This window comes from Diaminobutyricimonas sp. LJ205, assembly GCF_009755725.1.
Classification (GTDB): Bacteria; Actinomycetota; Actinomycetes; order Actinomycetales; family Microbacteriaceae; genus Ruicaihuangia.
Genome location: NZ_CP046619.1, coordinates 1,186,021 through 1,207,672, shown reverse-complemented (window position 1 = coordinate 1,207,672; position 21,652 = coordinate 1,186,021). Strand labels below are relative to the sequence as shown.

Annotated in this window: 20 protein-coding genes; 7 read left to right on the top strand and 13 right to left on the bottom strand. The window is 63.9% G+C overall.

Annotated elements, in window-relative coordinates; all coding sequences use genetic code 11:
- Positions 1-4 precede the first annotated feature (4 nt).
- From GO591_RS05745 to GO591_RS05735, 3 genes are all read left to right on the top strand, one after another.
- Positions 5-2,170, top strand: coding sequence for an elongation factor G-like protein EF-G2 (locus GO591_RS05745; protein ID WP_157155938.1), 2,166 nt, complete (start codon positions 5-7; stop codon positions 2,168-2,170).
- Positions 2,171-2,280: 110 nt separating this feature from the next.
- Complete coding sequence (locus GO591_RS05740) at positions 2,281-2,973, top strand: hypothetical protein (protein ID WP_157155937.1); 693 nt, start codon at positions 2,281-2,283, stop codon at positions 2,971-2,973.
- A 38-nt stretch (positions 2,974-3,011) separates the two neighbouring features.
- Positions 3,012-3,383 carry a hypothetical protein gene (locus GO591_RS05735; RefSeq protein ID WP_157155936.1) on the top strand — a complete coding sequence of 124 codons (372 nt, stop codon included), beginning with the start codon at positions 3,012-3,014 and terminating at the stop codon, positions 3,381-3,383.
- A 76-nt stretch (positions 3,384-3,459) separates the two neighbouring features.
- On the opposite strand, the gene GO591_RS05730 is transcribed toward GO591_RS05735, so the two are convergent.
- The gene (locus GO591_RS05730) at positions 3,460-4,242 is read right to left on the bottom strand and encodes a thioesterase family protein (RefSeq protein WP_232466287.1); all 783 of its coding nucleotides are present in this window, start codon (positions 4,240-4,242) and stop codon (positions 3,460-3,462) included.
- Positions 4,243-4,264: 22 nt separating this feature from the next.
- Positions 4,265-4,621, bottom strand: a complete 357-nt coding sequence (locus GO591_RS05725) for a DUF2200 domain-containing protein (protein ID WP_157155935.1) — start codon at positions 4,619-4,621, stop codon at positions 4,265-4,267.
- 138 nt (positions 4,622-4,759) lie between these two features.
- Here GO591_RS05725 and GO591_RS05720 point away from each other — a divergent pair, with 138 nt between their 5' ends.
- Complete coding sequence (locus tag GO591_RS05720) at positions 4,760-5,509, top strand: hypothetical protein (protein ID WP_157155934.1); 750 nt, start codon at positions 4,760-4,762, stop codon at positions 5,507-5,509.
- Here GO591_RS05720 and GO591_RS05715 read toward each other — a convergent pair.
- From GO591_RS05715 to GO591_RS05705, 3 genes are read right to left on the bottom strand one after another with little or no spacing between them, the layout of a single operon-like run.
- The gene (locus GO591_RS05715; protein ID WP_157155933.1) at positions 5,506-7,662 is read right to left on the bottom strand and encodes an amylo-alpha-1,6-glucosidase; all 2,157 of its coding nucleotides are present in this window, start codon (positions 7,660-7,662) and stop codon (positions 5,506-5,508) included. The two genes, GO591_RS05720 and GO591_RS05715, sit on opposite strands and share 4 nt — an antisense overlap.
- Entirely contained in the window at positions 7,659-8,681 is a 1,023-nt protein-coding gene (locus GO591_RS05710) for an SDR family oxidoreductase (RefSeq protein WP_157155932.1), read from the bottom strand. Before GO591_RS05710 ends, GO591_RS05715 begins: the two co-directional genes overlap by 4 nt.
- Before the next feature lie 49 nt (positions 8,682-8,730).
- Complete coding sequence (locus GO591_RS05705) at positions 8,731-9,129, bottom strand: nuclear transport factor 2 family protein (RefSeq protein WP_157155931.1); 399 nt, start codon at positions 9,127-9,129, stop codon at positions 8,731-8,733.
- A 72-nt stretch (positions 9,130-9,201) separates the two neighbouring features.
- Between GO591_RS05705 and GO591_RS05700 the strand changes: the two genes are divergently transcribed.
- Positions 9,202-9,630 (top strand): DUF1801 domain-containing protein, encoded by a 429-nt coding sequence (locus tag GO591_RS05700; protein WP_157155930.1) that lies wholly within the window; start codon positions 9,202-9,204, stop codon positions 9,628-9,630.
- A gap of 20 nt (positions 9,631-9,650) precedes the next feature.
- Here the strand turns inward: GO591_RS05700 and GO591_RS05695 are convergent, their stop codons facing one another.
- From GO591_RS05695 to GO591_RS05685, 3 genes are all read right to left on the bottom strand, one after another.
- Entirely contained in the window at positions 9,651-10,430 is a 780-nt protein-coding gene (locus GO591_RS05695; RefSeq protein WP_157155929.1) for a PspA/IM30 family protein, read from the bottom strand.
- Positions 10,427-11,050 (bottom strand): hypothetical protein, encoded by a 624-nt coding sequence (locus tag GO591_RS05690; protein WP_157155928.1) that lies wholly within the window; start codon positions 11,048-11,050, stop codon positions 10,427-10,429. Before GO591_RS05690 ends, GO591_RS05695 begins: the two co-directional genes overlap by 4 nt.
- A 206-nt stretch (positions 11,051-11,256) precedes the next feature.
- Entirely contained in the window at positions 11,257-12,078 is an 822-nt protein-coding gene (locus GO591_RS05685) for an MBL fold metallo-hydrolase (protein WP_157155927.1), read from the bottom strand.
- A gap of 143 nt (positions 12,079-12,221) precedes the next feature.
- On the opposite strand from GO591_RS05685, the gene GO591_RS05680 reads away from it, so the two are divergent.
- On the top strand, positions 12,222-13,730 hold the full coding sequence (locus tag GO591_RS05680; protein ID WP_157155926.1) for a PxKF domain-containing protein: 1,509 nt from the start codon (positions 12,222-12,224) through the stop codon (positions 13,728-13,730).
- 106 nt (positions 13,731-13,836) lie between these two features.
- Here the strand turns inward: GO591_RS05680 and GO591_RS05675 are convergent, their stop codons facing one another.
- The gene (locus tag GO591_RS05675; protein ID WP_232466286.1) at positions 13,837-14,433 is read right to left on the bottom strand and encodes a DUF488 domain-containing protein; all 597 of its coding nucleotides are present in this window, start codon (positions 14,431-14,433) and stop codon (positions 13,837-13,839) included.
- Between the two features lie 98 nt (positions 14,434-14,531).
- Between GO591_RS05675 and GO591_RS05670 the strand changes: the two genes are divergently transcribed.
- Positions 14,532-14,990, top strand: a complete 459-nt coding sequence (locus GO591_RS05670; protein ID WP_157155925.1) for a hypothetical protein — start codon at positions 14,532-14,534, stop codon at positions 14,988-14,990.
- Positions 14,991-15,529: 539 nt separating this feature from the next.
- On the opposite strand, the gene GO591_RS05665 is transcribed toward GO591_RS05670, so the two are convergent.
- The 4 genes from GO591_RS05665 to GO591_RS05650 all read right to left on the bottom strand — a co-directional run bounded on the left by GO591_RS05665 (position 15,530) and on the right by GO591_RS05650 (position 21,111).
- Positions 15,530-16,069 carry a hypothetical protein gene (locus tag GO591_RS05665; RefSeq protein WP_157155924.1) on the bottom strand — a complete coding sequence of 180 codons (540 nt, stop codon included), beginning with the start codon at positions 16,067-16,069 and terminating at the stop codon, positions 15,530-15,532.
- 348 nt (positions 16,070-16,417) lie between these two features.
- Positions 16,418-16,849: a hypothetical protein gene (locus tag GO591_RS05660; RefSeq protein WP_157155923.1), complete on the bottom strand. Its 432-nt coding sequence runs from the start codon at positions 16,847-16,849 to the stop codon at positions 16,418-16,420.
- A gap of 301 nt (positions 16,850-17,150) precedes the next feature.
- On the bottom strand, positions 17,151-18,599 hold the full coding sequence (locus GO591_RS05655; protein ID WP_157155922.1) for an ApeA N-terminal domain 1-containing protein: 1,449 nt from the start codon (positions 18,597-18,599) through the stop codon (positions 17,151-17,153).
- A 4-nt stretch (positions 18,600-18,603) separates the two neighbouring features.
- The gene (locus GO591_RS05650) at positions 18,604-21,111 is read right to left on the bottom strand and encodes a DEAD/DEAH box helicase (protein WP_157155921.1); all 2,508 of its coding nucleotides are present in this window, start codon (positions 21,109-21,111) and stop codon (positions 18,604-18,606) included.
- Positions 21,112-21,652: the final 541 nt, after the last annotated feature.

Below are 21,652 nucleotides of genomic sequence, written 5' to 3'. Positions count from 1 at the left end.
CCTCATGTCGACGAAAGGTGCCGGCCCGTCGAAGGGCTCGGGTCGAGGTCCGGAGCAACATCGAGCGGACGCATCCGCGGCAATCTATGCCAACCATCCGGAGAAGATCCGCAACGTGGCGCTCGTCGGTCGTTCCGGGGCGGGCAAGACGATGCTTGCCGAGGCATTGCTGCTGGCCACCGGCGCCATCACTCGTCTGGGATCGATCATCGACGGCACCACGGTGAGCGACTCAGACCCGTCCGAGGTCACGCAGCAGCGCTCGGTGGCGCTCGCCGTGTTGCCGGTGGCGGTCGGCGATATCAAGGTGAACCTGCTGGATACTCCCGGGTACCCCGATTTCATCGGGGATCTGCGCGCCGGGCTGCGGGCGGCGGACGCGGCGCTGTTCGTGGTCTCCGCGGTCGACGGCGTCGATGCCGCAACCACTGCCCTGTGGGCCGAATGCGAGCACGTCGGGATGCCGCGGGCCGTCGTGATCAGCCGCATCGACCATCCCCGGGCGAACTACGAGGGAGTGCTCGCCGCGTGCCAGGAGGCGTTCGGGGCATCCATGTTGCCGCTCTACTTGCCGATGCGGACGAACGGTGCCATCACCGGGCTGCTCGGGCTGCTGTCCGGAACGGTGTCGGACTACAGCGCGGGCGAGCGGCATCCGCTTGAGCGTGCTGCGACGGAGGCGGAACTGGCTGAGGCTGAAGCCGCCCGGGGCGTGCTCATCGAGGGCATCATCGCCGAGAGCGAGGATGAGACGCTCATGGACCGCTACCTCGGCGGTGAAGCGGTCGATCTCGACATCCTGATCACCGATCTGGAACGGGCCGTCGCCGGTGGATCGTTCTATCCGGTGCTGGCCGTGTCGGCGGAGGTCGGCGTCGGGATGGCCGAACTGCTGGAGTTCGTGACCCGGGCATTCCCGTCACCGGTGGAGCGTGACGTGCCGGCGGTGACGAGCTTGAATGGGGCCCCCGCCCGAGCGCTGACCGTCGACCCGTCCGGGCCGCTGGTCGGCGAAATCGTGCGTACGACAATCGACTCGTTCCTTGGTCGGGTCTGTCTGGTGCGACTCTTCTCGGGCACCTTGCGGGAGAACACCCTGCTGCACATCGGCGGACGCGGGCTGGCCGATCGCGGTCACCAGGATCACGACGCCGATGAGCGAGTCACGCACCTGCAGACCCCGATGGGCGCGAACCTGCGGCCGGTGACGTACAGCGTGGCCGGAGACATCTGTGCGCTGACCAAGCTGAGCAATGCCGAGACCGGTGACACGGTGTCGGACCGTGAGGCGCCCCTGCTGATCGTGCCGTGGGAGATGCCCGAGCCGCTGATGCCGATCGCGGTCGAGGCGGCGTCGCCGGCCGATGAGGACAATCTGGCGAAGAGCCTGGCGCGGGCGGCGGCGATCGACCCGACGCTTCGGGTCGAGCGGAACGCCGAGACGCACCAGCTGGTGCTGTGGTGCATGGGTGAGGCGCATGCCGAGGTGGTGCTCGACCGGCTGCGCGGCCAGGGCGTCAAACTGCGCACCGTCGACATCGTCACGCCATTGCGGGAGACGTTCGCGACGCCCGCCACCGGGCACGGAAGATATGTCAAGCAGTCCGGCGGGCATGGCCAATTCGGTGTCTGCGACATCGAGGTCGAACCGCTCGAGCGCGGCGAGGGCTTCCAGTTCGTCAACAAGGTCGTCGGCGGCGTCGTCCCCGGGCAGTTCATCGGTTCGGTCGAGAAGGGTGTCCGCGAGCAGATGCAGAAGGGCGTGTCGGCGGGCTTCCCGGTCGTCGACATCCGGGTCACGCTCACCGGCGGCAAGGCGCACAGTGTCGATTCATCGGATGCCGCGTTCCAGTCCGCGGGCGCGTTGGCGTTGCGGGAGGCCGCGGCGGCAGCGCGGATCCAGTTGCTGGAACCGGTGTCGGCGGTGACCATCACCGTGCCAGATAACTATGTCGGCGCGGTAATGAGCGACCTGTCATCCCGGCGCGGCCATCTGACCGGGACGAACTCGGTCGGGCGGGAGCGGTCCGAGATCACGGCGGAGATTCCGGACCAGGAGCTGTTGCGGTACGCGATTGAGTTGCGGGCACTGACTGCCGGGACCGGGGAATTCCGGCGGACGTATCTGCGGCATGAGCCGGTTCCGCAGGGCGTGGGCGCGAAGGTGTGAAGCCGGCCTGGCGAAAACTCGCTGAGCGCCATGGCGAGAGGTTCCTTCACTTTAGGGGTCGGCGTCCGCTAGCGTGAGTGGCGTTCAGCCGCCACTCGCGAAGGAGAACGATGCCGACATCCCGTGCTCGCTCCATCGGTGCGCTCGCCTTGGCCATCGGCACGGTCTTCATCGGGGCGGGCTGCGCGACGCCCGGCACGGCTCCGGAGCCACGCCAGACCGAGACATTCGAGCCCCTGGCCGTGACCGTGCCGATGCCGGACCTCGGCCCCAGACCCACGCCGGATCCGCTCAGCGACGAGCAGGCGAACGCTCGGCGCCTCGAGCTGCAGGATGAGTCGTGGAAGCTCGTTACCGACCAATACCCGAGCGCCGTGCGTCCCGAGGATCCGTTCGTGGGATACATCTCAGCGGACGAGAGCCTTGACCTGGTCACCGCCTGCTTAACCGAGAAAGGCGTTCCGTTCGGGTACGGCACCGATGCGTACGGCAACAGAGCCGGCTACGAGGTGAACCTCGACACGGAGGCGAACGCTGTCGGTGTGTTCGTTTGTAGGGAGATGCATCGAGGCCGTCCGCGCGGGCCGAGCACCGAAGCGGAACTCGGGTGGCTCTACGACTATCTGACCCAGTTCCTCGCCCCGTGCTACGAAGCGAACAACTACGAAATTCCACCGCCGCCGGCGCGAGACGAATTCATCGCTCGCTGGCCCAACCAGGGATGGTGGCCGTCACCGCCCGGAATGCCGCTTGAGCCAGCCGAAGAGATCGCCCTGAACGAAGCATGCCCGGGACCATCGTGAGACGCATACGCACGGCCGGTACTTGTATCGCTGTACTTTTGTCCGCGATCGCGCTCAGCTCCTGCGCCAGCACATCCGGCTACGAAGTCTTGAATGCAGAGGCGGGTTCGGAGGACCTACTGCCCGCCGGACTGCCCGACTACACCCTCGACGGGCTCGACCTCGATAGCGCCCGCCAGGTCGCAACGCACGGCGAAAACGACCTGTCTTTGGTCCGCGGTACTAAACCAGACCAGCTCTGCCTGGTGGTGTACACCGACGAAACCGAATGGAGCACCACTTGCGGCATGGAAGGAGCCGGGTTCAGCGTCGGGGCGTCAACCGGGTCGTACCACGTGGTGAGCAGCCATGCCCCTCCGCCGGATGACGTCACCGTGATTTCGGAAAACATCTGGCTGCGGACTGACTGACTGACACGCCTTGGGCAACGAGTCAGCGCTAGCGCACACGTCACAACTAAACCGCGCAGCAGCGATCCCCGGCTGGTCAGGGTGCCCGGATGGTGAGGATCTGCTCCGCACGGCCGACCGGGCCGTTCGCGTCATGCAACACCGTTGAGGTGAGTCCGATCCCGTCCGGGCCGAAGGTGACCGAATTCGCAAGGCCCAGCCACTCCCCTGTGGGCTCCCGGTACAGGTGCACCTGCAGGTCGACGTTGGGGAACAGGTAGTTGCCCGCGCCTGGCCTGACCCTGGCCGCGATTCCGTTGCTCGTGTCGATGAGGCCGACCAGGCGGGCGACGTCGGAGAACGGGGTATCGGCGACCAGTGGATGCGCGGTGCGCAACCACACGCGCCCGCGGCCCTTCCCATGAGCCGGCGCCGGACGCGCGTCGATCGACTGGATGTAGCCGCCGGGCCACTCTGACAGGTCGAGCGGTTCCATCGACACGTCCGGTCCCGGCATCCGCTCGTCTTCGATCGCAGCAACAGTGCTGGTGTCGGAGCGCTGCAGCCGCCAGGCGGTCGCCCGGACGGCGACGCGACCGTCCGAGATCAGTTCGGCCTGGATGAGTTCGATCGTTCGGCCGGGGCGCAGCATGGTGGTGCGCACCTCGAATTTGCCGTCCGGAATCAGCCCGAGGATGTCGAAGCTGATCCGCGCCATCCGCAGCTCCGGGCGCGGATGGAACTGCTCGAGGCTATGGGTGAGGATGCCGGACACCGGTGCCATGTGCTGTTCATGCGGGTTCCACGCCCCTTGCGCATGAATCGTGGACTCGAATCGGCCATTCCCGTGTGCGAAGTAGTAGGGCTCAGGCGTGGTCACGGTGCACAGCCTAGCCAGCCTCCTACGCGGCGCTCCGCAGGATGGACGTCATCTTCTTGCCGCGCGCCAGCTCGTCGACCAGTTTGTCCATGTAACGAATCTTCTGCATGAGCGGGTCTTCAATCTCTTCCACTCGGTAGCCGCAGATCACGCCGGTGATGAGGGACGCATCCGGATTGATCGCAGGAGCCTCAGCGAAGAAGGTCTCCAGATCGACGCCGTCGGCGATCACCCGGTCCAGGCCGGTGCGGTCGTAGCCGGTGAGCCAGGTGATGACCTCGTCCACCTCTTCCTTGCTACGGTTCTTCCGCTCTGCCTTCTGCAGGTAAAGCGGATAGATGCTGGCAAAGCTGATGCCGAAGATCCGGTGTCCGGCCATTAGTGTCCCTCCGTCGTCCTCATCATCGAACGATAATGCCGCCGTTACGACTGTAACGCCGTGGGTTATCGCGGTTCAGCTACCCGAGCCATCGCCCCTGTTGCTTGACAGGTCGGGGCAGGTCGCTAAGGTGAGCGCATGTCGGCAATCGATCTGCCCGACCACCGAACGCGCACCGTTCGCTTCCGTTGGGTTTCCATCATTGGATCACTTCTCGCGGCCGCACTGTTTCTCGGCTCGGCCGTGCTGCAGCTCGTGGCGTCGCTCCAGCGGTGGGTTGTGTTCCGTAACTCGCCAGAAGGCGCCAACTTCGCCGCCGAAGACCACCTCTACGATTACACGTTTCCCTGGGCTCCTTGGGAACCAATCGGGACTGCCGCTGAGTTCTTTGGCGCCGGCACCTTGCTTATGGCAGCAGGTGTCTTGGTCATGCCGCTCGGCGTCTCGCTGATCGCGCGTGCCACCGTCGGACGCGGCGTGGCCGTGCTCGTCATCATCGTCGAGATTGTGCTTGCCATCCTCGTCGCCGGCTCGTTCGCGATCCACGGAGCGCATGCCCTGCTCTCTGGGCTCGAGGGCAGTCCATCTGCACTGCAAGGGTTCGGGGCGCTCGGCTGGGTCGCGGTATTCGGTCTGGTCGCTCTCGCGGTGTTGTGGTTTCGCAAGTCGCGGGCGGCCATGTTGGCGTGCGGGTTCCTGTTCGGCGCAACCGGGCTCGGCTATCTCCTGGCCACTTTCGTGATCGCGCCGATGGTCGCCGGGTACGCGTCACACGACACGACTCCATGGTCGGAGACGGTCGTTGCGGCGTCGACGGCCGCGGCGGGCATCGCGATGATTGTCGTGGCCACCGCGACAGTCCTCCACAGGGGACCGCGTGCGGATTAGGTCGCGCCGACGCGATTAGCCCGGGCGTGTCTGGTCTGGAAGGTGGGCCTGTGGATGACACCGATTGCACCGCCAGGAACGCTCACGCGCGCCCCACCGTTGCGGGTGCGCCGCACAACCAGGTCGAAGGTGGTGCGCCCTAGTCTCACTCCCTCAAGAGTGAAGTCCGGCAACCATGGCGGCAGATGCGGATCGACGAGAATGCAACGGGCAGCGACCACCGGTCGCAGCATCAGCATCGCCTGGATGATCGCGATGATCGCGCTCGCCGACCACGCCTGTGGCGAGCAGGCGTTCGGGTAGACGCCGGGGAACGGATGCTCCGCTCCCCGCGGAAGACCGGAGATCACCTCGGGCAGCCGATGACCCTCGAACAGTGCTGCTGCGGCGAAGGTCGCTTCCGCGACAGCGTGCAACTGCGGCAAGCATCCGTAGCGCGCCAGCCCCAAGGACAAGGTGCCGCTCTCAACCGGCCACACGCTGCCGCGGTGGTAACTGAAGGGGTCGTAGGCCGGATGCTCAGCCGACAGGGTGCGCATCCCCCACCCGCTGAACATGTCTGGCTCGAGGAGACGCCGTGCCACGGTCGGTGCATAGCGGCTGGGCACGATCCCGGTGGCGAGCAGTTGACCGTCGTTGGAGTTCACCGACCGCACCGGGCGTTTGTCCGGTCCGAGCGCCTGCGCGTATGACCCGTGCTCCGGCATCCAGAATGCCCCATGAAACCGTCGCCGCAATGTGGCTGCCCTCGCGACCAGCTCAGCGGCGTAGGCGCGGTCGCCTGCGGTGCCGAAGGCGAAGGCGGCATACCGCAGCGCGGCGTAGTGGTAGCCCTGTAGTTCGCTGCTGGCAATGGGATTCTCGACCGATATGCCGTGCTCGTCGACGATCGCGCTGTCAGAGTCTTTCCAGCCTTGGTTCTTCAGCCCCTGCGGGGAGCGGGTCTCGTACTCGACGAATCCGTCACCGTCGAGGTCGGCGTACCGCTCCAGCCACTGCAGAGCCTCTCGTGCCGCAGGCAGCACCCTTCTGACCAGCTTGAGGTCGCCGGTCCACGCCAGGTATTGGCCGAGGAAGATGAGAAAGTCGGGGCTGGTCGACCAGTCGCCGTAGTAGGCGCTGTAGGGGTCGATGGCCAGCCTCGACAGCGGACCGTGGCGGCCCTGGTGCAACACCTTGCCGGGCTCCTCGTCACGCCAATCATCGATGCGCTGCCCGATTCGATCCGCGGCGAGCAGCAGCGCGTCCCGAAGCATCGTCGGTCCGGCGAGCAGAGCCTGCCAGCCGGCCGTCAGCGAGTCACGTCCGAAGATCTGTTGATAGATCGGCAATCCGGCCGCCGGAGCTGCCGGACCTGGGTGCTCGCCAAGCGGCAGGCAGGCCAGATCGCCGATCGCCGTCTGCCACGCCTGCGCGACGGTGGCATTGGTTGAGCGCAGGGTGGCTAACTCCGCCCAGAGCGCGGTTCGAGCGACCGCCGCAGAGTCCCCCCGCTCGGAATAACCGGCGTCAGGCGCGCGGCCCGTCACTCCGTCAAAGACCGGCTGCGTGAGAACGTCGGCGGCGGCGCTGCCGCCGGGTGGAACGACCAGATCGAACGTGAGCACCTTGCCTTCGTAAGACACTGCGGCAGTCGCCTCGACAGCGATCACCGCGGCCAGGTCGAGATCGGGGTGCTCGTATCGAAAGGTCACGCTGCTGCTGGCGGGATCCCACCGGTCGGTCACCGGCGCGGTCTGGCGCCGCTCGCCTCGGTCAGCCTCGTCGGTGTCGGCGAAGTCAGCGTCCACCTCAATGGCAACGTGAAACCGGTGCTCGACGTCCGAGTAGCTCTGCACGCGCAGTCGGGTGCGAAGCCCTTCGCCGAGGAACCGCTCCACCATCAGGTAGGCACCCCTGCGCGGCAACGACTCGCCCTCGACCAACTGTGCATATGACAGTTGTGCGTGAGCCCCCACCCGCGCGGTGCTGAAGATCAGCGGCTCCGAGCCGTTGACCGTGATTCGTTCAAGGCTGAGGATGCGCGTATTGCGGGCGAAGAAGCCGTGCGGGTTCGTGCGGATTCGGCCATTGACGTCCGTGATGACCACATTCCAGCCGCTCGAGACGTGGATCAGTTCCGGCCTGACCCGGGCGTCCCGGACCCGGTTCATCGCCCGGCGCTCGCGCGGCGAATGATCAACACCAGTAACGCGCCTCCGACTACCAGCACGGCACGGGTGGCGGTTGGGTTCGGGGCGATGAAGCGGGTATAGACGCTCGTCGACTTCGAGCGCTGCCCGAAGTCCCCCGTCGTTCGGCCAGGGCCGGTGCTCGCCGTGAACAGGTTGTCGGCAGCGACATCCGTCTGTGTGGTTTTCTGGCCGGCTATCGCGTCGCCTGGTCCGCTGAAATACCAGTCCAGAAACCGCGGACTGAGCCGCTCGCCCAGGGCGAGCAGTCGGCCGGCGAAACCCGCGTACACCCGCCGAACCGGATGCTCGACCGCCGCGACGATCGCCTCGGCGACCACTCTCGGCTCGTATACGCGTCCGAGGGGCTTTGGCTTCACCCCCAGTTTGGAGCGGGCGTGAACGAACAATGGCGTGTTGATCGACGACGGCAGCACGTTGACGACATGCACCGGCGAGCCGGCTGCCCGTAACTCGACGCGAAGCGCCTCCGAGAATCCGAGGATGCCGTGCTTGGCCGCGCTGTATGCGGCTTGCAATGGGACTGCTCGGTCGCCGAGGGCGGAGGCGACGTTGATCAACGTGCCGCGCGAAGCGTCCAGGTGCGGCAGAGCGGCCTTCATGCCGTAGATCTGCCCCATCAGGTTGACCTCGACGACCCGGTGCAGTTCATCGGCTCCCATCTGATCGACGGTGCCGTAGGTCGACACCGCGGCGTTGTTCACCCACACGTCGATGCCACCGAAACGGTCGGCCGCCTGCGAGGCAAGCGCCGCCACCTGAGCAAATTCGCTGACGTCGGTGACCACAGGCAGCGCATCACCGCCGAGACGCTTGATCTCGGTCGCCAGCGTCTCCAGCGCATCCTGGTTGCGGGCGGCAACGACCACCCGGGCGCCCAGGCTTCCGAACTGCAGGGCCGTCTCACGGCCGATGCCTGATGAGGCGCCCGTGATCACCACGACCTTGCCCGCGAGACGCCGGCTGCCCGAATCGCTCATGTGCGCAACGTAGTCCGAAACGGGTCATATTTGAACCCCGGTCAAGAACTCAAGACGGGTGACGTTGTTCCCGCCGTGGCACAACTGATCCGTGCGCCGCGACGATGGTCCACGTGTCGTGTAGCTTTTGCCAGGTTCGGGTGTAGGCGAGATCCGCGTCAAGCCGTTCTCCCCCGGCTTCACCCACGAGTCGTAACGTCGCTCGGGTTACACCCACGGAGTCGAACACCTGCACCTCGCGCTGCAACTCGAATACCTCGGCGAAGACCAGGGAACCGGATCGATGCGCTGCCAGGTCGGTGGCCTTGTCTATCGTCATCCCATCTGGACCGACGAAACGGACGTTCTCGTGGAGCAGTCCATCCAACTCTTCAAGGTCATTGCGCCGGAGGGCATCTTGGAAGCGGGATTCGGCCGCGTCAAGGCTGACGCTTTCGTGGTTGGTCACGCGCCGACACTATCGGAGGCCTGTCGGCCGACAGTTACGCTGAGGTATCCAGCACGATCGCGAGGAGACCCCATGGCAGCGAAGCAGCCCGCGATGTCACCGTCCGACCTGCCGGTCGAGGAGGTGCTCGACCGCATCACGGGCCCTCGGCGCGCCGAGGCCGACGAACTACTTGCGATCTTCGGCGAGATCAGCGGCGAGCAGCCCGTCGTGTGGGCGGGCCGCATCATCGGGTTCGGAGAATTCGAGTACCGCTACGAGAGCGGGCACGGTGGCCGCTCTCCCCTGCTCGCCTTCGCGTCGGGCCCCACACAGCACACGATCTACCTCCCCAACGATTTCTCGGAGCGCTGGCCCGATCTCATGGCAAGGCTCGGCAAGCACCGTGCGAGCAAGGTCTGCCTCTACCTGACGCGGTTGACGGACGTCGATCGCAGTGTGCTGCGCGAACTGCTGGAGCGCTCGCTCGCCGAGACGCGGTCGCAGTCACAGGTGGGTTAGCCCATCAACGCCTGACGTCGCTACGACGTAGTCGGTGACTGCCCGATGCTTAGCCAGCCGTCGGGAGCATCATCATTCGTGCCGGGGCTGCGGATGCCGTCCGCGGCACCCGACTTCATCGACTTGAGCTGACGATCGATGTCGGATCGCGATACCAACTCCGCCAGCTGGCGCTCGATGTCGGCATCCGGTGCGGCGGTCAGGTCCTGCAGGGCACCACTGGACAGCAGCTCGTCGGTAGCCTGCGCGCGGGCCTGCATCTGGGCGACCCGATCGCGCGCGCGATCGAGGCTGATGCCGACATCGTCCATGTTCGCGCTGATGCCCGCCACGGCCTCGTTCGCCCGCACCTGCGCCTCGGACGCGCTATACGTGGCCTTCAGCGTCTCCTTCTCGATGCGGAATGCCGCGATCTGATCCGCAAGACGACGCTCCCGCTCGTGAAGATGGGCTGTCTGCTTCTGCAGCGAACCGTGCTGCTCCTGCAGCTTTGCCACCTGGCTTTCGAGGGAAAGACGACGTTCGAGCGCGGTGCGAGCGAGATCGTCGCGACCATGCTCGACCGCCTCGCGGGCCTGGTCACCGAGCCGGCGATAGCGCGCGCCCATCTCCTCGCCCTGCAGTTCGATGCGCTTCTTCGCCGTGGCAACCTCGGCTACGGCCTGGCGCACTTGCTGTAGCAGCTTCAGTTGCTGCTCGTAGCTGTCATCGAGGGCGTCACGCGGATCCTCCATGCGGTCGAGCGCCTTTGATGTCTTCGCGCGGAAGATCATCCGGATCCGTGCGGTGTTATCACTCATGACTGGACTCCTCTGGCCTGGAGGTGATCGGCGGAGGACTGCCGGGCGTCCGTCGGGTTGTAACGCTGGTCGCCGGCATTGAGGTTCGCCAACTCCACCAGTCCCGCGTGTAAGGAAGCCACCTCAAGGTCGACATCGGCGCTGAGGGTTGCGAGCGCCGCCCCCGTGGGGTCGCCGAATCCGGCGGCGACGGATGCCCGCATCCGCCGAATCATGTCGGCGACCTGATCGACCTGCCGGCCTGCTACAGATAGCTGCTCGGTTAACGTGCCGGCATCCGTCTCACTCTCCATCAGGCGCAATTGCGTCTGCAGGGTGAGCCCCTCAGCCTCGATCCGCCTGAATAGCCTGGGAAGCTCGCCGCGGCGACCATTGCTGCGGACAGCGAGGTCGATCGCAGCGCGTCCACTATCGAGGGCCCGGGCGAGTCGTAGTTCCAGCGCGAAAACCTTGCGTCGCGGACCCGGACTGAGGTGCGCCCGGCTCTCCAGTACCGCGGCGTTGACGACGTGACTGCGACGGATGCGGCGAAACAGCACTCGCACGGTCAGAACCACGGTGACGACTGATGTGGCGGCGATGATAGCGAGTGAGATCAGCACCCCCAACAGGATGTCCATGGCTGCCACCTCCCGTTCTGCGTCGCGGGTTTCAGGTCCATCGAACGCACCTCCGCGATGCCTCCCCCGCGGCCTCGGTGCCACGGTCGCAAACGCGATATAGCGCAATTTACGCCGGTGTCTGCGCCAGCGAAAGTGACCTCACCAGATCCTCAGGCGGAGCGCGGCGTTCTCGTCCCGGCGTGACGGCTGCGGTGAGCGCACCGCTATCCGGGCGTCTGGTTTTGCTCTCTTTGGGCGAGCCGCTGAAGCTGCCATCGATGCACGTCGGGCAGCCAATCCAACGGCGCCGATGGGCCGACCCGCGGGTCGTCGGGAACACCGCCGTCCCGCATAGCCCGCACGTACGCGCGATCCTGGTTGATTCGTGCTCGTAGCTGCTCGGCTCCGCCGACTGAGCCGTGACCGGGGATGACGGCTTCAACGTCATCGGCCACGCTCTCGAACAGCCGCAGTGCTGCAAGATAGTCCTCGATCGGATTCGCGGCCTCCAGGTCGAGGAACGGCATCAGGATGTCAGAAAGCATGTCGCCCGCGACGAGGACGCCGCGCTCCTCGATCAACAGCGCCGCATGGCCTGGGGCATGCGCCTGATGCTCGATGATGCGAACCTCGGGGCCATTCCAAGGGATCTGCGCAGCGTCGGCGGGCAGGCCGGTAATCAGCCCGAGCAGTTCCATCGGGATGTCCTCGGCGTACTCCGGCGGTAGCCCCTCGGCGATACGGTCTTTCCAGTCCGCTTTCGCCAGTAGATCCTGGATGGAAGCCGCGCAGCGGGCTGTACCGTAACGCGGCACGTCGCCGAAGTTCGCGTGCCAGAGCACGTGATCCCAATCGGGATGCGTGGCGAAGCCCGCCACGACGGGCTGACCCCACTCGCGAAGGTCGTTCGCGAGTGCCGCCATTTCGTCGCCCGTGATACCCGGGTCGATGAGCAACACACCGTCCCGGCCCTGCACGATAACGGAATTGCTCTGGATGAACTCGCTCTCGTGAACCAGAACGCCCTCAGCGACTCGCTTCAGCATGAAAATGCCTCCCGTTTGTGGTCAGCAATCGCTCGTCGAGACCTTATATAGCACTTTTAGGTGCAAAACCACATGCCAGGCAATACAGTCATCGCAATGGCGGCCCACCCGAGGGATGCCCATTAAACCCGAAGGCGAAAAACATGACCCGAATCTGGAAACGGACCGGCACTGCGATCTCCATTACCCTCCTCACCACTCTCGCCGTTGTCGTCAGCGGCGGCATCGCGCACGCGGACAATATCCAAGACACGATCGCGGACACCGGCGCCGGGATCACGCTGGTCGCCGGAGCCGGCACCGGCGCCAGCGCCGGCATCCGCCTGATCGGAAACAACTCGGGCGGCGACGCGGATCCTGGGTGCAACATCGATCCGGGCGAAGCGCCACTCGTTCTCGACATCCTGACTCCCGCCGGCGTCACCGCCAACCCCGACCCGCTGTCGATCACCGCGTGTGGCATTGATTTCCCGGTGACCTTCACTGCGAGCAGCAGCGCCGTAAGCGGCAACGTAACTGTCAGAATCGTCTCCGGCCCAGCGGGATCCGGCAGCTACTTCAACCAGGTGCTCATCCCCCTCACGGTCACCCAGCCGACGCCCACCAACACGAAGCCATCCGTCGCGGTGACTGGCGTCGTCGACGGCGCAAGCTACGAAATCGGTGCCGTTCCCGACGCGATGTGCGCTGTGACGGATGCCGAAGACGGCGCCAGCTCGACGGCAGCGGTACTCAGCGGAACCCTGTTCCACGGTCTTGGTGCGCTGGTCGCCACGTGCGACGCCACGGACAGTGGCGGGCTTTCGGCCGACACTGCCACGGCCACGTTCACAATCGTGGACACCGGAAGCCCGACGATCGAGCACGTGCTGGCTCCCGCCGCACCGAACGGTGACAAGGGCTGGTACACCACCGACGTTGCAGTCAGCTTCTCCTGCTCCGACACAGGTTCAGGCATCGCCAGCTGCGTCGGCGACACCACCCTCGACGAGGGAGCCGAGCAGTCGGTGACCGGTACGGCCACGGACTGGGCAGGCAACACGCAAACCGACACGGTCACTGGCATCAATGTCGATAAGACGGCGCCAGCAGTTGAACTAGTCGGTGGACCGGGTGCCAGCTACTACTTCGGAGACGACCCTGCCGCGCCGACCTGCGAGGCATCCGATGCCCTCTCCGGACTGGCATCCTGCGTGGTAACCGGGGGTGGCAGCACCGTCGGCGCTCATTCGTACGTCGCGACCGCAACCGACAACGCTGGCAACACGAGCACCGCGACGCTCAATTACACCGTCCTCGCGTGGACGCCGACCGGTTTCTACTCCCCGGTCGACATGGGTTCGGTGTGGAACACCGTGAAGGGCGGCAGCACGGTGCCGCTGAAGTTCGAAGTGTTTGCCGGCACCACCGAGCTGACCAGCACGGCAGCGGTGGACACGTTCCGGGTCATCCCGGTCGCCTGCCCCGGGGCTGCTGCCACGGCTGATGCGATCGAATTCGTTACCACGGGCGGGACGAGCCTTCGCTACGACTCCACGGCCGGCCAGTTCATCCAGAACTGGTCGACGCCCAAGAAGGCTGGCGCATGCTTCACCGTGGTTATGACGACTGACGACGGGTCCAGCGTCTCCGCCAACTTCAAACTGAAGTAGCGGGTTGCTCCTCCCGGAGCAGCCGGCCCGCGTTTCCGCGGTCCTTCGCAGCGAGTTTGCGGAGGACCGCGGAGATGTGCACATCCGGGCTCACACCGCTTTTGGGCTACTCTTCCGGTGGGTACCAAACACGGTCACCGTCGACTTTCGCGAAACCGGTCAAGGTGTGTGGGGCCGTGGATGTCCGGCTCATAATGTCAACAACTTGCAGGCGGCGAGCCAGCAGAGCGTCGCCGATCAGTGATCGGTGACAACGCCATGGCACGGCCTCAGCGCACATGATCGCCACCGTCTGCTTCTTCGCCAGCGCGATCAACTCGTCGATACCGGCGGCGAACTCGGGGGTTTGCATGTAGTCGGCGTAGTTGCGGAAGCTCTTGTTACGCCATGCCCCATTGATGGATGCTTCTGCCGCAGGGGTATGCCGTAGCCCGCCGAGCTCGGGGAGTCGCTGATAGTCGATACCCGCGTCCGGCATGCTTCTGCCGAGTTCGCGTTCCCCGAATTGCGGGTTGTGACGCGAACCCGGAACGGTGCGCACGTCGATGAGCCGCTCGATACCGTTTGCTTTCAGCATTCCAACGAATTCGTCGATCGGGTGAGTGGAGTGCCCGATCGTGTACGCCCGCGTATCAGCCATGCTCCCATTGAACTGCTTGCCACTGGCGCCGGCACCAGGAATATCGAACCCGCGCCAAGACATGCTCCTCTATGACTTGCGGGAGGCCACGGTTAGGACCCAGCCCAGCTTCAGATATTCGTCCCGTTCAGCGTCCCTGAGGAACGACACGCGGTCGCCTTGTGAGTGTCATAGAAGGAGAGCGGCGCGGGAATCTGCGCATTCGTCAGCGTCGAGCCTTCGAGTTGCACGCCAAAGAACGTCCAGACGCCCAGGGCAGACAGCCGCTGAGATGCCCGGCGCTGGGCGACAGCCCGACGGTAACCTGCCCACTTCGCGAACTCTCCAAGAAGGCCGCAGACCAAGCGCGGCCGCATGTAGATAAGGACGATCTTCCCGAAGTGCTCGACCGCATCTGCAAACAGCAGTCTGTGTCCTTCACCCAGGAAGACACCCTGCGACAGAAGCAGGCATTCCCCTTCATGAGCCCTGAATGGGAGAACTTTCACACCCACGCCCGCCAGACAATCGAATCCATGCATCAAGGGTTCAAAGACGACGGCAAGGAAAACGTCGCCTCGTCAGGCCGCACCGCGTCCGCGGCTTCGCCGCCGCGCAGGCACTGGCCGCAATCATGGTGACCAACTACAACCTCCGACGGATCGCAGCATTCCTGTACGACCAAATGCTCGCCGAGCAGGAGCCAGGGCGGGTATTCACCACCCCATCCATGCGAGCCCGCGACCGGATCTGGGACAACGCTTACACCGGCACCAAGGCGAAGGACCCAATTCTCGACCTCATCGCACGAGGAGAGCTAGCGTCACCGCTCCGAACATAGCCAGCCAACGTCTGGTCACACTGCCCGAGAGGGCACCTCCCCGAGTACCGAACAATCGAACGCGCCCGAAAACGGGCGCATTCGTCGTTAAAGCCGCCAAAACCGACTAGGCACGCTCCACTCGGCGACAATCCTGGTCATTGACGAGCCAGAATGAAGAAACGCTCCTGAGAATCCTCAGGAGCGTTTCAATTTCGGGCTGTTCTTTCAACGGTTATTAGAACAGCCCTTTGGTGGGCTGTTCCAAGAACTCCTACAGGCCCGCAACCGCGGGGCTGCTGCTTGGGACCGGATCGCGTTTTCCTCCACACCGATACGGATTTTCCTCTTTCCTCCGGCTCAGAGGAATATCGGTGCGATGCCCTTTTGGGGAGCCCCCGTATTTGCGAACGGTGGCCTGCCCATCTGCTGCCGGAATCCTGCAATGAGGGCGCTCTCGACAACTCTGCTTTCTCCTTCTGGCAGTACCTTCCAGGCGACGAGGAGAGCGTCAGGATCACCCGTCTGCCAGATTAGTTTCCCACCGTGATGGTTTGACCCGCCGTGGAGCCCATGCCGCTGGTACTCGTGGATGCGCTGCGCCAGTCCCGTTCGGGTCCCGCGCTTCGACGCTCGTCGCAGCGGCGCCATCCCGAAGTAGAGGACCGCTACGTTAGCTACCCAGCGATCTGCTGCTTCTGCGGCCGTGCGCGACCGCCGACGAGGCGCCGGACGTAAGTCGTCAGTGAACTCTGGAACGGTCCCGGCCTCACGAACAACTGCATATACGCCTTCAACGTCGGACTGTCCCGGCGTGATGATGTCCGCCCTGGACCATGTCGGAAACGGAACGAAGCCGACGAATCCGTATGCCCGGAGGTCACTGGTCGTGTAGCGCATAGGCGCAGCCTAGCCACGCGAGCGGGGCGGTCCCAAGAGAGCCATCCTCGATATACGAATGACCAATCAGCAGCAGCCTCGTGTGCTCGACCATTCTCGGCAAGTCGCCGAAACCAGAGCAGGTGCCGTTGTTCGACAGTTTCACGGGGTCTCACGGCCTGCACAGGAGACGACGATGCTAGGTGAGACGTTTGTCGCTACCTCGGTCTGCACTGGTAGTTGTGCCGATGACCTGGCGGTGCCAACCTTTGCGCCTTCAGGGGCACGTCGCGCGGCATCGACAGGGTGTCCTTCAGTCTCCGAGAGCAGCCAGGAACGATTGACTTAGATGGGCGACCGAGGTCGCACTCACTTTCCGCGGTCGTCAGGGTAGTTTTCGATGGGCGCCCCCACGGCGGTACATGCCCGTGCTACGGCGTTGTACTGGTCGACGAATGGCTCGAAATCTGTTCCATACCCTCGCATGATCGCCCCAGCAATCGGGAAATCTTTCACAACGGTGAACATTCTCTCTCGCACTTCATCGTCCTCAGCGATGAGCGCTTGACTGTCCAGTCTCTCGATGAAGGCCTTCATCTTCTCGCCCGTGCCTTCGCGCTCGTCGGTGACGTATGGCCCAACGTCCGCTTTTAGTGACAGCACTTCTTCTGAGAAGCCAGTGCACGCAAGGGCCGTCGGATCGTCAGCGGGTGAGTCCGCTGCCACTTCTGGCCCCTGGGAGGAACAGCCGGCCAAGACAAAGGCCAGCACCGCAATCGGCGCAAACTGTTGGATTCTCATGGTTGCAATCTAGCAGCGCCTGCCAGCAAGAGACCCCTTCGTGATGACAGGGCAATCATCGGTCAATGCGCAGCTGATTTGTGCCAACTTCAAGACTCGAGTGGTGTTGCAACTACGCGAACCTGCGCGGGGACCCACGACGGCCTCGGCTACTTCAGCTTCAACGAGCCCGACGGGGCCTACATCAAGGTGATACCGTTCGACCGCCTCATCAACTCGGCCATCGAACGCAGCCGCGCATTCTTCGACCGGCTCGCCCTCACGTCGAGCTAGCTGAACGTTCTGTCGAGTGCCCCGATCGCTACATCCGGCGCTCTTGAGTTCGACGCTGAGCATCCTCCGAGCATCCGAGCAGCCGTAGCAAATGAGCCCGAATGACGCCGTCGAGCAGATCTGCCACATCGTGCAGAGCCTCGGTGTCGTATCCGCGCGACCCGTGGGCAAGGTCATTCCGCACGAGGCGAAGCGCGTCGAAGCTGTTTGTGGGTTTCCGAGGGTCTCGCATGACTTCGGTGACAAGGTCGGAGCGGTCTAGTCGCGAAGTGACGTCTACGGGGACGGCCGCCAGAGTCTCGCCCAGGACTTGCTGAAGACTGCTGGCCGGTCTGCGCGAGAGACACTCCCGCAGGAACTTCACTACGTCCTTGCTCAGTAATCTCGCGGCCTCAGACAGAGCCGCGTCCCTCTTCTCTTTATGCACGGTTGTGCGTCGCGAGAAGGCCGCCGCATTCTCGTGGCCATGCATTCCTTCCAAAGCCTGGATGAGCAGAAGCACTCGGGATCGAGGATGCTGCTCGGGAGCGAACATCATTGACGCGTACGTCTCGAGCAGCGGGTGGTGCTCGTCCTGCAGTTGCTGCCAGTGGCGAAGAAGTGCAAGGAGCGACATGTCCTCCGGTGAGAGCAGGAACGCGCGCTCCACTTTAAGGATGTCGTTCCCTCGCGAGGAGTATGGCGCCTGATGGAGTGAAGTTCCGAAGACGTCGAACCGCCGCACCGTATCGCCATCAGCGAGGCTTAGAGCCAAGTATGTGATCTTTTCCTTTCGGCCCGTCGCGAGGGAAATCACCCGCCTCAGCGGCTCGATCCACGACGAAAACGCATCGTCAAACTCAAGCGGCTCTGCCGGGCGGATGTGGACGATGGGACTAAAGGTCACCCGAAAGAAGAACGCTTCGGGAGCTGTCACCGAGCTGTAGAACTGCAACTCGAGCTCTGCGTCTGCATCCGACCAGACTTGCGTGCTGTCGGGATTACCAACAGCCTCCCAACTCCAATCGAGGTACTTTTGACCCTCCTCTCGTTTCATCGGTATCTTGACCTTGCCGATCGGGCCTATCCCCGCGACAGCATCGAGCCCCTCGATCTGCACCTCGATGCGCTTCACGAGGAGCTCGTCAGCAGCTAGTGATTCACGTCCAACCAGCGCCGCACGGGCACGAATAGTCGCCCGTTCCGGAAACCAAATTTCAACACTCGCGTCAACGAGCACGACCGCCTGTCCATTTAGCAATCGGCCTGCAACTTTCGGGACCACGTAGGTCTGGGGAAAGCTCGCGACGCCTTCCGCACCACCCATCCACTCCACGGGTACATCGCCGTAAACATGGCCACGGGGTGGTCGATCGGCAATCAGTTCCAGGTCTCCGCTGAACGTCGATACCTCTCCCGAAGCGCTCGGCAGCTGCCATTCAACTCGGTACTCGCCGGGCTCCAAGGTGACTTTCAGGGGTACCCCGTCGTTTGCCATCCCGCTAGAGCCCCCGAATCGGCTCTGGGGTCAGCCGCTCTTTGACTTGTGAGGGAAGCACGTGATGCTCCCACAGGATTTTGGCGATCTCTGCCCGGGTGGCCTCGTCCGCGTCGCCCGTCACGCTCGCCCGAATTGCTACCCAAGCACGGTGGGCGTCGTGTGCGATGTCGAGCACGACATCCGTCGTGGTGAGGTACAGATGGGGTGCGGCAATCGGCACCGCGTTCGGGTCAATCAGCCGGCTGTGCGCCGAGATCACCGAGACGGAACCGGTAGGCGGGTCTTCGACTCCCCGATCATGCGTGATTGAGGCGAGATGAGTGTTCGCCTGACGCACGTACTCCATGCTGAGCCGATCCGTCGTCTGCTCGCTCTTCGCCTCGACGGAGATCCACAGGCCCTCCCAAATCCACGCGGAATCAGCTTGGCCCTGCCCTGTTGGCTTGAACGACTCGGCTCCCAGCAGCCGGCCAAGTTCCAGAAGCCCCAACTCATACGGTGAGGCTTGGTCTTGGGCGAGTTGGCCCAACATAGTCTGGGCACGACTAGAGAATGTCGCCGCGGATCGAAAGGCTCCGGTGCGGAGGCTCAGGATGTTGTCGATCGCAGTTTCGTCACATGGTTCGTTTTCGACTGCGTTCGCTGCGATTGTTTGGATCTCTCGCAGCCAAACGCTGCCTGGGGAGGCACGATGGGCGGTTGCCAGTAGATCTGCTGCGCGAGTAGCCGCCGACGCGTTTCCCGCAGCTGCGGCCTTAGTGAACCATGCGCTTGCAAAGTAGGCCCACATCGCCCGATACGCTCGCGCTTTTGGCGCGGTAAGTCCTTCGAGCACTGTCACCGCTGCTCGACCTGCCGCCTCCCAATCGCCCAACCAAGCGAGCCTCCAAGCGTCGACCTCGCGAGGGGCGCTCCCCGCAAGGTCGCCCGCCAATGGCTGAGGGGATCGCGTGGCCCGGGCACGGCCGTCGGCCAGTGCGGGTTCACCGTGCTGCCGCCAGTCCTCGTCCTGCGCCAAGGCACTTCGAGTGAGCGCCACGACGTTACTGAAGGAACCGCCACTCGCCGCGAGACCAAACTCGATTTCGGCTTGAAGCTCGACCGGCATGGACTGTGTGTGATCTGGGTTTGACAGATATCGGAGAAGCCCTTCCCCTTCGATGACGACTACAGCCCAGTCCTGCGGCCCTCGTGTGCATCGACCGGCTCCCTGTACGACGCGAGTTCGAATGCGTTCAGCCAGAACGTCTCCAGCTCGGAGTTTCGAACTCAAGAAACGATCTTGAAGGTGTGAGGCCGTTGGGACATCAGCCATGATCATGAACCGACAGGTGTCGTCGGCTAGGTCCATCCCGTCGTAACGATTCGCCGCGAGTAGCGTCCCACGATCCGCCCGTTTGAAGGCCTCGACTGTGAGATCGGATGCATGGAACCGTTCGACGCGCGGCACCGCAAGGTCGTCCGCAATCTCCTTCGCCGCAGCGCCTCGCTGGGTCAGAATGAGACGCTTCGCGGCCAAGTCGGCCAGCCTTTGAGAGAGTGAAGGCTGCACGAGTTCTGCGAGACCAGTGAGTTCGTCCGAGCCTGCAGGGTCGACAGCCACCGTGTCGCTACTGGGATCGAATTGCGCGAGATCCGGGAAGACGAAGAAACGGCGGCCGCTCCCGGTTCGTTCCCACGCGGACGGTGACGGGATCCTAGCGATGGGCGAACGTCCGAATGCGCGTTCGAGTTCGCCCGCCTCTCCGAGGGTGGCGGAGAGATACACCCGCTGGTCCGGGTCAACATACGGCGGGTGCTGGAAGGAGGGGGGAATCATCGGCCGGATGTACCAGTTGTCCCTCGATACGTAGAACAAGCACGAGCCCAAGCTCTCTCGGATCATAGAGAAGCGATAGCGAGCCGGGGTTCTACGCGTCAGACCAGCATCGAGAACGGCATCGACCGCATTTAGCCGGTCCGCGACCGCAGAGATCGGAATTAGGCGGACTTCATGAGCACTGGATGTGTCGGCACCTTCGCCTGTCATTCGTCCTAGCACGTGCGGATCTATCGCGCCGTCAAACGCGTCGAACAAGTCGCCGTATACAGAACTGGTCCGAGGGACTTCCAGTGCCCACGCGTCTGCTACGTATCCCTCAGCTGCATGTGCGTCGTCGAAAACGATGGTCTTGGCGTCCGCCAAATGCGAATTCACATTAAAGATGTGACTGTAGGTAGTGACCGCAATCGCCTCGCTACGGGTGTATGCGGTGACGTGCCTCGCCTCCCAATCATGGTGCGAGTCGATGAGTGCGTGCAGTTCGATTCCTTGCCGGAGCCCAGCATCCACAACCTGAAGTGCGAGTTGCCGCGTCGGGCAGGCATAAACAACTCGCTCGCGACGACTTCGCCGACGCCACTCAGCAATTAGAAGACCCACGAGCGTCTTCCCGGAGCCGGTGGGTAGCTCAAGCGCGACATCAGGACTTTCGACGTGTTCCGCACTGTACGTACGGAGTTGATCCACCTGGTGCGACCAGAGGGCACCCACGCCATCGCGTCGGCGCGGAAGTTCTCCAAAAAGCGATTCCGGGTCTGGCGCAGCCACCTGCGCACGGATCTGAGTGGGAAACACCGGGCGAGGTGAGCGGGAGTTTCGAAAGCCATGCGATCCCCTTTTGTGAATAGAACTTCGATAAACCTATCGCCAGGGGTCTGGCTGATCCCCGCTCTCGCGGTCGTGTCTTCAGGCGGTCACAAACGTCCCGCGCTGCTTGAAGGCGCCTCGAAGTTCGGTCAGCGTGCCTAGTACTTTTCGACCTCGACCTGCGCGTCGAGCAAAGTCGCGTAGACCGACATATCAATGTCTTGGCCGTTTGATCGGGACGGGCCTAAGCCCGGTGACTGCCGCCTGCAGATTGCGCTTCACACTGAAGGGTCTGCGCGAGGTATCCGCCCGCACGTACAAGGGTCGAAGAGTTCTTGCTGCGCTTGAATCGGGCGAACACGAGATCGGTCGCTTCAGTCTTCGTGCATCACGCATCATGGTCTCCGGGGGCTCCCGGACA

Excerpts from the sequence above, each read along its gene's own strand:
- GO591_RS05745 (WP_157155938.1), top strand. The coding sequence starts at position 5 with ATGTCGACGAAAGGTGCCGGCCCGTCGAAGGGCTCGGGTCGAGGTCCG.
- GO591_RS05740 (WP_157155937.1), top strand. The coding sequence starts at position 2,281 with ATGCCGACATCCCGTGCTCGCTCCATCGGTGCGCTCGCCTTGGCCATC.
- GO591_RS05725 (WP_157155935.1), bottom strand. The coding sequence starts at position 4,621 with ATGGCCGGACACCGGATCTTCGGCATCAGCTTTGCCAGCATCTATCCG.
- GO591_RS05720 (WP_157155934.1), top strand. The coding sequence starts at position 4,760 with ATGTCGGCAATCGATCTGCCCGACCACCGAACGCGCACCGTTCGCTTC.
- GO591_RS05715 (WP_157155933.1), bottom strand. The coding sequence starts at position 7,662 with ATGAACCGGGTCCGGGACGCCCGGGTCAGGCCGGAACTGATCCACGTC.
- GO591_RS05710 (WP_157155932.1), bottom strand. The coding sequence starts at position 8,681 with ATGAGCGATTCGGGCAGCCGGCGTCTCGCGGGCAAGGTCGTGGTGATC.
- GO591_RS05700 (WP_157155930.1), top strand. The coding sequence starts at position 9,202 with ATGGCAGCGAAGCAGCCCGCGATGTCACCGTCCGACCTGCCGGTCGAG.
- GO591_RS05695 (WP_157155929.1), bottom strand. The coding sequence starts at position 10,430 with ATGAGTGATAACACCGCACGGATCCGGATGATCTTCCGCGCGAAGACA.
- GO591_RS05690 (WP_157155928.1), bottom strand. The coding sequence starts at position 11,050 with ATGGACATCCTGTTGGGGGTGCTGATCTCACTCGCTATCATCGCCGCC.
- GO591_RS05685 (WP_157155927.1), bottom strand. The coding sequence starts at position 12,078 with ATGCTGAAGCGAGTCGCTGAGGGCGTTCTGGTTCACGAGAGCGAGTTC.
- GO591_RS05680 (WP_157155926.1), top strand. The coding sequence starts at position 12,222 with ATGACCCGAATCTGGAAACGGACCGGCACTGCGATCTCCATTACCCTC.
- GO591_RS05675 (WP_232466286.1), bottom strand. The coding sequence starts at position 14,433 with ATGTCTTGGCGCGGGTTCGATATTCCTGGTGCCGGCGCCAGTGGCAAG.
- GO591_RS05665 (WP_157155924.1), bottom strand. The coding sequence starts at position 16,069 with ATGCGCTACACGACCAGTGACCTCCGGGCATACGGATTCGTCGGCTTC.
- GO591_RS05660 (WP_157155923.1), bottom strand. The coding sequence starts at position 16,849 with ATGAGAATCCAACAGTTTGCGCCGATTGCGGTGCTGGCCTTTGTCTTG.
- GO591_RS05655 (WP_157155922.1), bottom strand. The coding sequence starts at position 18,599 with ATGGCAAACGACGGGGTACCCCTGAAAGTCACCTTGGAGCCCGGCGAG.